The organism is Alteromonas sp. ABH4_456 (assembly GCF_056160645.1).
In genome coordinates this window covers 283,157-295,867 of the sequence record NZ_JBSWXO010000004.1, presented here as the reverse complement: position 1 = coordinate 295,867, position 12,711 = coordinate 283,157, and the positions used below count along the sequence as shown (strand labels likewise).

Below are 12,711 nucleotides of genomic sequence, written 5' to 3'. Positions count from 1 at the left end.
GAAGAGAGGAATTTGGATGAGATTTAAGATTATTTTTCTGACCGGTAGATGGTTTACTCTGTAGGATACAACTGCCGGGTATAATCGCTGACGCCCTAAGCAAGCAACATACGCATTATCCGCGCGTCTTCTTTACCGCCATCACAAGGGTAGTAATTTTTACGCACTTCAATGTCTTCAAAACCGACTTTTTCGTACAGTGAAATGGCTTTGTGGTTTCCGGCTCTTACCTCGAGCCACAGTGACTCAGCCTGTTGTTGCCGGCACCATGCAATCACACCGTCTAATAACTGTTTTCCGGCACCCTGCCCCCGGTCAGAAACAGCAACTGCAATGTCCATTAACGTGGCTTCGCCGGCAACCAGTAATATCACTGCGTAACCGGAGAGCTTAAGCTCACTGTTCAGTGCTGCCAAACCCGCATAGGGCGGTGTAAGACAGTCCGCAAAGGTAGATAAGGACCAGGGATTATAAGTGGCCTGCTGATGAATAGCATGGGCGTCGTTGATCAGGGCGTCAGAAAGTGGCTGGAGTGTGAACGACGGCATCACTTACTGACCGGCACAAATGATCTGCCACAGACGGCGCTTTTCCGCAGCGTCTGATGGCGCAGTTTTATAAGGTAATGAAAGAATATTATTTTTCAGGGACAACTCTGAACCATATTGCCAGCGAACAGACTTTGCATCGTGAAACAGAGACAACGCCTGCAAGATGTCTTGTCCGGCAGTTCCGAAGCTGCGGGGATCAATGGTTTCAACCACCGGTGATGCCGGTTTTGCTTCATTGTCCTGCACTTTTTCCGGGGCAGATGGTTTTTTATCCGGTTTATTTCCCAGCATGGAACGAAGTTGCGCAATGCGGGCCTGACCATTTGCGGCGGGTTGACCAGAAGACTGAGATGGAACGGCAGCGCCGGAAGGCGTTAGTTCAGCAGTGTGACTGTTACCGGCAGCAGATGTTGCCTGAGTCTGTGATACAGCCTGAGATTGCCATACACAGATACCCATTTCCTGAAGAACAGCAATTTGATATGGATTTAAACCGGACGTCATGAAAATGGATTTACTTTTGAGTGGAAAAAAGTAGGAACACTATAACTTACTCAGAGGAAAAGTGGCAGGGGTGGAGGGACTCGAACCCCCAACCATCGGTTTTGGAGACCGCTGTTCTACCAATTCGAACTACACCCCTAGCGCGCTGTGCATTATACGTATGCGTTAACAAAGGTAAAGCCTTTTTATGGCAAAAAAACAGCAAAACCAGTGCCTTTGCCTGGCATTCGCACAATACGCACAAAAAGCGCACAGCATGGCTGTTACTCCGGCTCACTCCCCTTCTGCCGGTTAGTGTTTTCCAGTGCTGCCTGCCAGAGGGCAGCAGTGACATTTACCACCCGGCGTTGCTGTTCACAGGCAAAGATGACCTTCTCTTCAGCGGCCCCGCTTAAAGCGGCGTAGTGTTTATACAAGCGCAAAGCGGCTTCGTCATTTAACTGATTAATCGCAGCACAGGATGCCACATCAAAATAACGATTGCCGCTGGCAGCATATTCCCAGTCTACGATAACGGGTTTAGCGCCACCGGCTCCGGTTCTCACAATGTGCGGCAAAGACAGATCGTTGTGACAAAGCACCGCCTGTTCAGCAGGCGGTTGCTGTGCATCACCGGAATCAATCACGTTTCTCAATGCTTCAGCCAGGGGATGACTGTCCTCAAGATCTGCACTTTCAAAATAGCGCATCAGTCTGGGCTCTAGACACAGAGGTGGCGCGTCAATGGCTGTGCAGTGAATGGTGTGTAACGCGACGGCGAGCAAAATGATACTATCTTCACTGTTTGCGTTGTTCGCCGGTTTCGCATCCGTGGTGACCCAGCGTTCTGCCCACAGCGTGCAGTCAGGACTCAGCCACACAGGTTCAGGCGCAATGCCCTGACGGAACAGGCTATGCTGGAGTGTAAACTGAGCATGCTTGTTTACGCCGGTAAAATTATCACCGGCAGACCACTTAACAGCGAACTCACGCTCGCCGTCAGTGATATTGAACAGGCGGTTCACATCCCCGCCCTGCCGTGATTCGCAGGTGGCATTACCGCTAAGCTTCAACGGCTCTGCTAACGCTTTAACGATAAGCGCGGGCGTCATGTTCCTGCATCTTCCATTGTTTCAGCCATTGTGCATAACCAAATACGGCAAATCCGACATATCCCAGAAACAGACACGCCGACAACATCAGGCCGCTTTGTGCGTAAAGATAAGCTGAAGCCAGATTGATTACTATCCAGTACAACCAGTTCTGTAAAACCTTATGGGCCACCATCACGGTAGTCACCACACTGACCACCTGAATGCTTGCATCAAGCAGCAGATGTTCGCTGTTGAACTGCCCCTGTGCCCAGAGGGATAAGCCCCAGGCAATCAGGAGTAGTCCCGGCACCAGCATGGCATGGGTATACCATGGCCAGGAATGCACCCGGTCGTCGCCGGCAGCCTGACGATTCCACTGATAATACCCGTATCCTGCCATCACCATGTAATACAGATTCAGGATGGCCTGAAACGGCAGTGTGACCTGCCAGAAGAGCCAGGTATAAATAGCCGTGCTGATAAATGCACAAAGCCAGCACCAGCGGTTTTGCCTGGCAGCCAGCCAGACATAGGCCAGTGCCAGCACCACAGCAACCCACTCAGCCAGTGATGTCGCGGCTATCTGTTCAAAGAAATGCGGGATGAAATCAGTCATCCTGATCCTTACGGGCCTGCATCACATCGAAGTTCAGAAACTTTGCCACAAAAATGGCCTGCCCGACTTCTTCATGGGTGCGCTGCATTTCTTTCCCCAGTACCGCCATAACGTCGGCATACTCGCCGGTGACCTGTGTACTGGTAGAACAGGTCGTCACATCAAGGGTGTCGTAACTGTTCAGTCTGTCAATGAACGACTTTATGGGTGGAATGTACTCATTCACCAGAGGATACAGAGATAACTCAACCATGACCTGCATAGAGATTCCTTAGAATTGAAAACGGGCTGTGACGCCGAACTGTCTGCCATCACCTAACTGATAATAAGGTTCAGCAAACTCATAGTAATCACGGGGATCGTTACTGAATCCCCCGAAACCGCGGGTGTACCAGGTTTTATCAAACACGTTCTTCACCCACAGTGTGGTGCGCAACATGCCTTTTACCCAGGTGATATCTGTGTTGTACAACGTTGTGGCCGGTGCTGTTTCATCATGGCCATCAGAGAAGCGGTATTCGTCTTTAAAGTCCATATCAGCGCGCCATACCAGAGAATCAGTCAGCCACAACTCACTGAACAGGTTCGCTGTATATCTGGGTGCCTGAGCCTGATGCTGCTTACTGACATATTCACCGTCGGCAGTCTCGTAACCTTCAAAGGTGGCACTGAGGTAACCCGCGCTGGCCTGCACTGTCCAGGATGACGTTGCCTGCCAGGAAAGCTCCAGTTCTGCACCTTTATTTGTGCCCACATCGGCATTCGCTGTAATGTCGATAAAGGCGGCAGAACCATCTTCACGTTCCTGAACATCAAAATCGCTGATTTGGGTATCTTCCCTTTCCATAAAGAACAGTGCTGCGCGGGCTGTCAATTCAGGAACAAACAATTTGCCTTTGTAGCCTGCTTCATAGTTCCAGTTGTATTCCGCATCAAAGAAGCGGCGCTCGCGGCTAACCTGTTCATCATAGTTAATGCCGGCACCTTTGTAGCCTCTGGATACGCTGGCATACAGGTAGTCCCCTCCCATATCCCAGGTCAGTGCCAGTTTGCCGCCGGTCATGGTCGTGTCATCGTCGTACACCACCTGCGCATTATCTGCATAATCATAGGCGTAATTTTCAACACGCAGCGCGGACGTCAGCAATAAAGACGGAGTCAGCTGAGTATCAAGCTGACCGTAAACCGCTGTTGTCTGCGGTTCGAAAGTACTGATAAAGTCGCCGTCAGCATAAGTATACTGACGCAGTAAATCCTGTTCACTCTGATTGATGCGGCCGCCGATAACCCAGGTCGTAGTGTCATTGAAGATTTTTTTATCTTCTGCAGAAGTAAAACGCACCTCGGCAGATTGTTGGGAAACATCCCGGTAATATGCATCAAAGGACGTATAGCCCCAAGGGTGGAAACCGGTGTAGGTCCAGTCTTCGTCGTAGCCGTAAGCGATATCATGACCGGCCATAGTCGCAATGATTTCCAGCAAACCTCCGGCAGTTTCATGATTGATATGTGCGCTGACCGCTTTAGTTTCCTGCTCATCAAAGCCGGGTTCATCCGACAAGGTGTGACGGTTGTTATCCAGTGAGAAAGCATCATAACCGTTATTGATATCGTACCAGCGTAAATCCACCGCAACGGATGTTTTGTCAGTCACATCCCACAGTGTGCCCAGCCTTACTGCATTCTCATGAATCCCATTGGTATCGTCGGCACCCAAAAAGTCATTTTCAATAAAACCGTCACTGCTGTTGTGCACAAACGCAGCACGCCAGGCCAGAGAATCAGACGCTTGTCCGCCATGGGCACCTTCAGCGCGGAAGAAAGATGTGTTTCCCACAGACAATTCAAAATGACTGTCACTCTCTTCTGAGGGGGCATTGCTGACAATCTTAACCGCACCAGCCAGGGCACCGGTTCCGAAGACTGTCGCCTGCGGTCCCCGGTAAACTTCTACCTGCTGTGTATCAAAAAGTACACCTGCTGCAGCAAGACCGGAGAAATCAAAATCGTCGACCAGGAAGCTGACTGAAGGATTAATCGGTTCAGCAAACTGGCTGCGCTCACCAATCCCCCGGATCTGAATAAAACGTCCGCGGGATGCTCCGGCCGCAAAATTAACATTCGGCGCAATACTTAATACATTGTCGATATAGGTAGCCTGACGGCTGTCCAGGCGGTTGCCTGATAACACAGAAGCGCTGGCACTGAGTTGATCGAGAGTCGCTGTGCGGAAATCACCGCTGACGGTAATACGTTCGATGTCTGCTGTGTCATCAGCAAAAGCAGGCAGTGCAAGTAGTGCGAGAAGAATTGCGTTTTTTTTCATTAGGATCTCTTTAGTCATCAAAAAGATCCGGCTTTACGGCAGGTATTGAGGTTTTCAGATTGCTTTTATCACCATCCCTACGCCGGTATTATCCGGATCAGGTTTAAGGGTTCCCATGGAATGGATCTCAGCCGTAAAGACGGCACCCCTTGGCCTAATGCTTATTACGGAGTCCGCAAATTAAGCGAGGGCAGTCTAACAACTTCAGTGACTTAGTCAAGTTGCCGGCAGCCCCGAAAAAGCAATAAAAAAGCCCGCGATGTGACGTGGCGGGCAATGAAGGTCAGGCGACCTTCTGATTCTGGCGTCTTGTGCGCCATCCCATAAACCCTATTCCCAGAAGGATCAGTGACATGGCGGTTGGCTCACTGACTTCTGTAATAGAGGCATTCCGGAAGCGAACCTTCATATCTCCGCAACCACTGGCTGCATCACAATCGTTAATGAATACGATGTCGGTAATAAGTCCTGACATGTAATCATCCAGAGTAATAGAGAAGGTCTCCCAGGCTGGTTCGCTGGTATAAGTAAAGTCATCCAGACCGAAATTCTGTGTGCCACCCAGAGCAAACGTGCGGCTGGCATCGTTATTCTGTTCACCGGCAGAGAAATCTGCCAGCCAGATCCCGCCAATCTCAGAGTAAGGGTTTGCATTAGTATTGTTGTTGCCCGGCGTCATACGAAATTCAAATGACAACAAAATATCTGAAGCAGAATTGTCTAAATCCAGGCTCTGGATCCCGAAAGCATCATCCAGGTTTAGTGTGAACCAGCTGTTTTCACGCAGGTTCAGTACGCTGCCATTATTTGTCCAGGTTCCGTAGTTAGACGTGCCACTTTGTTGGTGTGCAGTCAAAGTCTGGGCAGCGAAGTCGATATCGTAGCTGCTGATAATGTTGGCGTTAGCCGTGAATGCCGCACAGAAGCCGGTTAGCAGGGCTGCAGTTTTGATGCTAAATTTCATTTATGTTCCTTGAGCAGTGTGTGCCTGAAAATAGTTAAACAACTTCACTGCAACCCGGCTGTCTTATGGCGGTATAAGACCCGTGGCTTTCCGTCCCTGCCTCACGACAGGTTTGGCGAATCTACTCTGTGGAAGTGACGTTTCCACCAATGAGTCGACGGTTGTAATGATAGGGAGAGGCCCGCAAGTAAAACAGGACACTTCTGAACGAAATCCGGTACAAATTTGTACCAACACAAAATTCACCCTTTTTCTGTCAAGGCACAGGTAATTCTTATATCCTTGACTGAAGGGATCCGGTATTGGGAGCAAACGTGCAGTATCACGGTTTTTTCTGGTCGGCAGTCATCCGCGCTTTATTGAGTCTGAGAAGGGATAACGGACTTGATAACGAATATGACACAACGATGCTCGAAAGCATCACACAAATAGAAAATGAGAAAATGGACGATGACGGACTGGCGTCTATTCTTCACTCTCTTTGTCCTGCCAGTGAAAATGAGACAATTGGCCGCTCCCTGATTGGCTATCTTGATTTCAACAAAATGAGTAATCTGGTGGTGTATCTCACGGCCAGTAAGCATATTGATGACGCACTCCATGTACTGGGGAAACACTACCACTATATTCTGGGCAACAGTGCAGCATTGACCGTAAAAACTGACGGAAATGAAACCTGTCTCCGGTTTCAGCCATCATCACATCCTGTTCTTACCGAATTCCGCTGTTATTTCCTCCTCGCTTTGTGCCGTCACCTCGCCGGCAGAAAATTCGACTTCACCACGGTCACCTTACCGCCATCAGGCGAACAACCGGTCAGCTTATTAAGGCCGGTCAGCAGCGGTGATATCAGACATGAGGGAGTCGTTGTAAGCCTGTTTTTTGATAATAAGTGGTGTACACAGGCGTCGTTTTACTATTCTCAGTCGATTAAAAAAATGCTGGCGGGAAACCTCGACACCAGCAATGATTTGCCGTTAAAACAGCAGGTTAAAGAAGCATTTCTCAAAGCCCCGAGCCCGGCACGGATCCGTTCGGAATGGGTAGCGACGCAACTCGGTCAGACGGAGTCCGCTTTTCGTCGCCAGTTAAGGCAAGAGTCAATTTCCTTCAGCGCATTACTCAAAGAGTACATTCATGACCAGTCATGTCACCGGTTACTCAGTGGCGAAAAAACGGAAGACACCGCCGCCCGCCTTGGCTTCTCTGACCGCCGATCCTTTGAGCGCAGTTTTAAGGAACATGCCGGGATCAGTGCAGGACAGCTACGCCAGCTTGGCAACCGCCTGCGTTTTCAAAAAGGTAACGGTAATCTCATTAATGTGGTGGAGAACCTGCCTCCCCTGCCCAATTCAATTCAGTCTCTGTTGAATATGGACTGCGAAACAATGACGCTGGCGGATGTGGTCTCACTGATTGAAAAAGATCCGATTTTTCAGGCCCACGTTATGAGCAAGGCCAGCAGAGCGGTTTATGGCTCTGTACCCAAAAATCTTGAACAGGCAATCGGCCGGAATCTCGGGCTCGGCAATATCCGGAATCTTGCCGTAATTTTCGCGGCGCAGCAGTTGCTAACCTCTCAATGCCGGTTTGATAAAGTTAACCTGCTCACTGATGCGATGCTGCTGAGCCTGACTATCTTTCAGCGCCTGTTCGGTTTTAACCGCTTAAACGAGGACCAAACTGAGCAGGTCAAACAACTTTTACTGTTTGGCACGTTATCCCTGTTTCTAATTTTTCACGACGAATGTCTGTTTTCCGACGGCGCAGTCACTCACTGGGACGAAAGCCCTTCATTTGACGTTTTCCTTAACCGTATCAATGATGAATACGGCGTTTGCCTGTATGGCACCACATCGTTAATGTTACTGAGATGGGGTTTTAACAGTGCAGTGAATCAGCAATTGTGGAAACTGTGCAGCAACGACGAAAATGGAAACTCTGACAACCTGACGGGTCAGATCACACTGTGTCATACCATCGCATTCAATCTGCTGAATTCACAGGAAACACCTGAATACAGTCAGGATACGCTGACTAAGGTGCAAAGTGAGATGCTGGAAGAGATCGTGACGAGCTGGCGGGTTTCAGCGGCCTGATATCAATGATCAGTGCCGCTTACCCGCATCAAAGCATATGAGCAGGTTGTTTTAACAGCTTATTCTGCATTTAGGTTCAGGCTGCGGATTTCAGCCTCTGTTTGTGCTTTCAATATCTCCATCGTTTTACCATGGGGCGTCGGAGTACGGGAATCCGGATCGAGAGTTACAAAAACAATATCATCAGCGAGACATATGGTTTTCTTGGTCGCTTTATTTCTCACCAGACATGTTACCGTAATCGACGTACGCCCCACCGATTTAGTTTCCAGACCAAACTCAACGATATCGCCCTGTAACGCCGGGGATTCAAACGTAATTTCACCAATATGCTTTGTGACCAGACAATTTGTTTCCAGCTGACAAATAGCGAAAATTGCCGCTTCCTCATCAATCCATTCCATCGCCCGGCCACCAAATAAAGCATTGGCGTAGTTAAGATCATTGGGCATGACAAGCCGGCGGGATAAAAAGCGCATTCGAATTCCTCGTAAACAATAGATAAAATAGCGGCTGGATTATACGTGAAATGATATCAAATGGCTCAGACAACTGTGACTGACTGGCTTACAGTCCCCTTGTTTTGTAATACCAGCGATTATCACCGGCAAAGACTGGTGATCCATGGCGATAAGCATCACCTTGCCACCACAGTAGAAGGCATACTCTCATCACTGACTGAAGGTATTTCTGTTTGCATTGCCGGCGAACTTAATGTCAGGCCTGTTGATACAGCAAAATCCACGATAACGAAGATCACGCCACTCAATTTATACCGGCAGTGTTTAGGCAGTGAGTATGACATAGTCATCATCGACTTCTCGGAGCAATTCAGGCCATCTGTACTGACGGCTTTGGCCGGCACAGTAAAAGTATCCGGAGCACTAATACTCCTGACACCGCCATCAGATACCTGGCACAATCATCCGTCGGTTACCCGCCCCTATTTTTTAAGCTACGGAGAAACACTGGATAGCAGTGTGTATATCGATAAGATTCTGCGCCCTTTAACAGACACTCCGGAGACGGGCGTGATCAGCCGTGACAGCGTGTACTTACCCTCCCCGCAGCCTGTGGAAGTTTCCCGCATTTCAGAGTCTGACAGACTGACAGTTGCCCAGCAGAAGGTGTTTGACGAGATCACGCAGAATGACTGCAGCACTTACAAGTGTGTTTGTATTGAGGCAGCCAGAGGCAGAGGGAAGTCTTTTTTATCCGGTAAAATTATCGCCCACTTTCTGAAATTGGGGTTAAATGTAGCTGTTACAGCGTATTCGCAAGCCTCTGTCTCAGGATTACTCGCGTCCTTAGAATGCGAAAGCGGAAACAGAGCGCAGTGGATGGCTACGGACAACCCGCTGTTATCCGAAGATAACATTGATGTTCTCGTCATAGACGAAGCAGCAGCGCTGCCACTGCCGCTGCTACAGCGCTTATTATCAACACCTGCGTTTGTTATCTTAAGCTCTACCATAGACGGTTATGAAGGCAGTGGACAAGGATTCAGAACCAAGTTTCTCCAGCCTCAAAATATTCCGGTGAGAAAGCTGACAGAGCCTGTACGATGGCGCGGTGGCGACCAGCTGGAAACTCTGGTATCGAACCTGACATTCAGACAACCGCTGAGCCGTGAAGAACCGGGCGAGCCGCGGGAACCTGTTTCACCGGAGCACCTTGTCCTGCCGGCAAGAGAAATGGAACCATCAACACTCCGTCAGGTTCTGGAAATGCTTACTGCTGCGCATTACCAGAGTAGTCCCGATGACATGTTAAGACTGACAGACTCTCCTCAAAACAACTTCCACCTTCTTACTGTGAAAGGCAAGATTATTGCTGCCGCAGTAGTAGAGCATGAAGGCAGCATTGCGCCGGTAGCCCTCACGGAGCATATTGCAGAAGGAAAACGTCGTGTAAAGGGTCATCTGACGGCACAGAGTCTGGCTTTAATGAGCACTGATGTTAATTTTGCATCCATGAAAATAAGGCGGATTAACCGCATTGCGGTGAGTCCTGGCTGGCAGTCAAAAGGTCTCGGGTCAAAGTTACTCAAGCAAATTATTTTCACCTGCCAGACTGAAGGTGCTGATTTGATCACCTCATCGTTTGGCGCTGAAGACCAGTTACTGAGATTCTGGGTAACTAATGGTTTTACCATTGTAAAACGGGGCAATAAACCGGACAAAGCATCAGGATTGATCAGTGCTCTGGTCGTCAATCCGGTCTCTAAGAGGGCAGAAGAAGCCATTGACCAGCTTTTGGCACTGGAAGAAAACGATGAGATCCCCCCGCTACTGCGTAGTCGCCATTTATTAAGGATCCGCCAGTTCGTTGAAGGCAGCCGGAGTATCGACCATTTATATTCCTCGCTGAATTATTTAACCCAAATGGCTGATAAAGCCCATTCCGGCACTGATATCGAATTAGCTGCAATACTTCGCAGATTATCTGCAGGTGACTCTTTGAAACAGTTAGCGGACCGCACGGGCCTGCAAGGTAAGAAAGAGATGGTTAATGATCTGAGACGCCGGTGTGAACAACTTCTGTCGTCGGTGCAAGACGGTGGTCAGGTGTGAAATCAGGTTCCGGGCCGGATACAAAAAATAAAATTAGAAGTACTGAAACAAAAAACCCTGCTGATGCAGGGTTTTTTAATTCTAATTAAGCATTAAATCTTAATGCCGCGGTTTTTAGCCTTATCTTTAATATAAGGTTCCCACGCCATCGCATTTCTGCGTAAAGACTTATCTTTCTTAGCAATCTGAATGTGATCGTAAGCTGCTTTGTAGTTACCGATATAGAAGTTCGCTTCCATTAATGAGAAGTGAATCTTAGCGGGATCTTCAGCACCACGTTCCAGAGCATTGTTCAGAGCTTTGATAGCACCTTTATAATCTTCAGCTACGAGTAACAAAGTACCCTGCTTACGATAATATTCAGGATCGCTATCTGCTTCTGCAGCTTTACCGTAATAACTGGCCGCATCTTTATAGTCCTTCGCCTGATGATAAGAGTTAGCGATGTTTGCATACATCTCCGCATCTTTCTTCAGCAGGCCGCTCTTAACATACTTAGACAGTAGTTCAGCAGACTTATGTGGATTACCCGCATTTGCATACAGGGAAGCAAGCTGTTTGATTTGACTGTCTTTCTCAAGATAACCCGCCGTGTAAGCGATATCCAGAGTTTGTACAGCTTTATCAAAACGCTCAACCATCATATAGAAGCTACCCAGTTGAACCCAGTAAGTTGGATTCTCAGGGAACATGTTAACAAGCACTTCAGCCACGCTTACTGTTTCAGGATACTTCTTGCTCTCGAAGAAAGCAGAAAGCTTCAACAGATAAGGGTTTTTGTCTGGCTTGCCAGCTTCAGAATTCAGTTTGATAGCTTTGTCAGCAGTTGCTGCAACCTGGCTAAACTTCTTCTGCTCATACAATGCTTGTGCTTTACGTGTGTAAACCTGTGCATCTTCTTTACAGGTAAAGTCCATCCACTTGTCATAATACGTGACAGCGTCGTTGAACTTCTGCTCCTGCATGCTTAAGTCACCAAGTAACTTCAACGTGCCTGCGTGCTCAAGGTCATTCAGTACTTTAGTTTGTACCGCTGACTGAAGGTAACCGAATGCTTCTGCACCCTTACCTTCCTGAGACGCAATCAGGTTACCCAGGAAGCGGTTTACGTATGCCTTATCGAAGTCGTCACTTGGATCTACTTCTTTAAGGATATCGATAGCTTCCTGAACACGGTCTTCATTGTAGGCTTCAAAAGCAGCCTGAACTTTCTTACCGGTACGCTCGCCAACAAGAGTAGTTTTACCCTTGACATAGCCAGGACACAGTACAGGGCCAGAAGGTTTAGCCGCTGCAGGCGCTGTTTGCGCTGCGGCCATTGGCGCTGCAATCGCAGCACCAATACCCATGACCAAAGCAACGGCGGACATTTTAAATGTACGTAGTTTCATGATCATTGCTCCAGTTTAAAGTCCAGTTGAACGAACATGCCTTCTTGCTTAACCGCTTTACCGTCAACAATTTTTGGCTTGTACTTCCACTTGCTCAGCGCGCGACGCGCTTCACGGTCGAAGATACGCTTGGGATCTGCATCGATAACACTGATGTCATCAACACCACCCTGTTCATTAATAGTGAACTGCAGTTTTACCCAACCTTCGCGACCATCACGGGCAGCATCAGGTGGGTACTTAGGATCGATACGCACGATTGGTGTAGCATCACCATCGCGTTGCATCGCACCAACACCGCCAATATCTACACCAACACCACCGGTATCAATAGCTGGAATAGCCAAGCTAAAGCCTGAGTTATCCGGCTCAGCAGCTTCAGGTTCAACAGGTTGAACTTTTGGTGGCTGCTGGGGTGGCGGCGGAGGCGGAGGCGGTTTACGATTACGTGTTTGTGTATCGTCGTTCGGCTTCTGCATTACAATATCGATAATAGGTGCAGGAGCAACCTCATCCGCTGGTCTGCCAGAGTTCTGGATGAGCTTTGCCATCACAACAAACAGACCAAAGGCAACTAACGCACCTAATAATATAGAGACAATTATCCTTACCAT

Annotated in this window: 12 protein-coding genes, 1 tRNA gene and 2 riboswitches; of the genes, 2 read left to right on the top strand and 11 right to left on the bottom strand. The window is 48.6% G+C overall.

The window, feature by feature from the left end:
• Positions 1–95 precede the first annotated feature (95 nt).
• From rimI to ACXAG2_RS08780, 8 genes are all read right to left on the bottom strand, one after another.
• Positions 96–548: a ribosomal protein S18-alanine N-acetyltransferase gene (gene rimI / locus ACXAG2_RS08815; RefSeq protein WP_474866227.1), complete on the bottom strand. Its 453-nt coding sequence runs from the start codon at positions 546–548 to the stop codon at positions 96–98.
• Between the two features lie 3 nt (positions 549–551).
• A complete protein-coding gene (locus ACXAG2_RS08810) occupies positions 552–1,055 on the bottom strand; it encodes a hypothetical protein (protein ID WP_474851079.1) in 504 nt (167 codons plus the stop codon).
• Between the two features lie 62 nt (positions 1,056–1,117).
• Positions 1,118–1,194, bottom strand: a tRNA-Trp gene (locus ACXAG2_RS08805).
• 124 nt (positions 1,195–1,318) lie between these two features.
• Positions 1,319–2,146 carry a phosphotransferase gene (locus tag ACXAG2_RS08800; protein WP_474866063.1) on the bottom strand — a complete coding sequence of 276 codons (828 nt, stop codon included), beginning with the start codon at positions 2,144–2,146 and terminating at the stop codon, positions 1,319–1,321.
• Positions 2,124–2,744 carry a nicotinamide riboside transporter PnuC gene (pnuC, locus tag ACXAG2_RS08795; protein WP_303575320.1) on the bottom strand — a complete coding sequence of 207 codons (621 nt, stop codon included), beginning with the start codon at positions 2,742–2,744 and terminating at the stop codon, positions 2,124–2,126. The genes ACXAG2_RS08800 and pnuC overlap by 23 nt, the downstream gene beginning before the upstream one ends.
• Positions 2,737–3,006 (bottom strand): hypothetical protein, encoded by a 270-nt coding sequence (locus ACXAG2_RS08790; protein WP_119500648.1) that lies wholly within the window; start codon positions 3,004–3,006, stop codon positions 2,737–2,739. Before ACXAG2_RS08790 ends, pnuC begins: the two co-directional genes overlap by 8 nt.
• 9 nt (positions 3,007–3,015) lie before the next feature.
• Positions 3,016–5,070, bottom strand: a complete 2,055-nt coding sequence (locus ACXAG2_RS08785) for a TonB-dependent receptor (RefSeq protein WP_474866061.1) — start codon at positions 5,068–5,070, stop codon at positions 3,016–3,018.
• A gap of 57 nt (positions 5,071–5,127) precedes the next feature.
• Positions 5,128–5,230, bottom strand: a riboswitch (TPP riboswitch).
• Positions 5,231–5,353: 123 nt separating this feature from the next.
• Entirely contained in the window at positions 5,354–6,034 is a 681-nt protein-coding gene (locus tag ACXAG2_RS08780; protein WP_474844712.1) for a hypothetical protein, read from the bottom strand.
• Positions 6,035–6,079: 45 nt separating this feature from the next.
• A riboswitch (cyclic di-GMP riboswitch) is annotated at positions 6,080–6,161 on the bottom strand.
• A gap of 187 nt (positions 6,162–6,348) precedes the next feature.
• On the opposite strand from ACXAG2_RS08780, the gene ACXAG2_RS08775 reads away from it, so the two are divergent.
• Positions 6,349–8,133 carry a helix-turn-helix domain-containing protein gene (locus ACXAG2_RS08775; RefSeq protein WP_474866058.1) on the top strand — a complete coding sequence of 595 codons (1,785 nt, stop codon included), beginning with the start codon at positions 6,349–6,351 and terminating at the stop codon, positions 8,131–8,133.
• A gap of 59 nt (positions 8,134–8,192) precedes the next feature.
• Here ACXAG2_RS08775 and ACXAG2_RS08770 read toward each other — a convergent pair whose 3' ends face one another.
• The gene (locus ACXAG2_RS08770) at positions 8,193–8,612 is read right to left on the bottom strand and encodes an acyl-CoA thioesterase (protein WP_119500645.1); all 420 of its coding nucleotides are present in this window, start codon (positions 8,610–8,612) and stop codon (positions 8,193–8,195) included.
• Between the two features lie 60 nt (positions 8,613–8,672).
• On the opposite strand from ACXAG2_RS08770, the gene ACXAG2_RS08765 reads away from it, so the two are divergent.
• Positions 8,673–10,706, top strand: coding sequence for a GNAT family N-acetyltransferase (locus ACXAG2_RS08765; protein ID WP_474866056.1), 2,034 nt, complete (start codon positions 8,673–8,675; stop codon positions 10,704–10,706).
• Between the two features lie 92 nt (positions 10,707–10,798).
• Here the strand turns inward: ACXAG2_RS08765 and ACXAG2_RS08760 are convergent, their stop codons facing one another.
• A complete protein-coding gene (locus ACXAG2_RS08760; protein ID WP_474866054.1) occupies positions 10,799–12,097 on the bottom strand; it encodes a tetratricopeptide repeat protein in 1,299 nt (432 codons plus the stop codon).
• A 2-nt stretch (positions 12,098–12,099) separates the two neighbouring features.
• Positions 12,100–12,711, bottom strand: coding sequence for an energy transducer TonB (locus ACXAG2_RS08755; RefSeq protein WP_474866052.1), 612 nt, complete (start codon positions 12,709–12,711; stop codon positions 12,100–12,102).

Bases quoted from the DNA above. Each gene is read 5' to 3' on its own strand.
- ACXAG2_RS08780 (WP_474844712.1), bottom strand. From the start codon at position 6,034: ATGAAATTTAGCATCAAAACTGCAGCCCTGCTAACCGGCTTCTGTGCG.
- ACXAG2_RS08790 (WP_119500648.1), bottom strand. From the start codon at position 3,006: ATGCAGGTCATGGTTGAGTTATCTCTGTATCCTCTGGTGAATGAGTAC.
- rimI (WP_474866227.1), bottom strand. From the start codon at position 548: ATGCCGTCGTTCACACTCCAGCCACTTTCTGACGCCCTGATCAACGAC.
- ACXAG2_RS08785 (WP_474866061.1), bottom strand. From the start codon at position 5,070: ATGAAAAAAAACGCAATTCTTCTCGCACTACTTGCACTGCCTGCTTTT.
- ACXAG2_RS08755 (WP_474866052.1), bottom strand. From the start codon at position 12,711: ATGGTAAGGATAATTGTCTCTATATTATTAGGTGCGTTAGTTGCCTTT.
- pnuC (WP_303575320.1), bottom strand. From the start codon at position 2,744: ATGACTGATTTCATCCCGCATTTCTTTGAACAGATAGCCGCGACATCA.
- ACXAG2_RS08760 (WP_474866054.1), bottom strand. From the start codon at position 12,097: ATGAAACTACGTACATTTAAAATGTCCGCCGTTGCTTTGGTCATGGGT.
- ACXAG2_RS08765 (WP_474866056.1), top strand. From the start codon at position 8,673: ATGGCTCAGACAACTGTGACTGACTGGCTTACAGTCCCCTTGTTTTGT.
- ACXAG2_RS08770 (WP_119500645.1), bottom strand. From the start codon at position 8,612: ATGCGCTTTTTATCCCGCCGGCTTGTCATGCCCAATGATCTTAACTAC.
- ACXAG2_RS08810 (WP_474851079.1), bottom strand. From the start codon at position 1,055: ATGACGTCCGGTTTAAATCCATATCAAATTGCTGTTCTTCAGGAAATG.
- ACXAG2_RS08800 (WP_474866063.1), bottom strand. From the start codon at position 2,146: ATGACGCCCGCGCTTATCGTTAAAGCGTTAGCAGAGCCGTTGAAGCTT.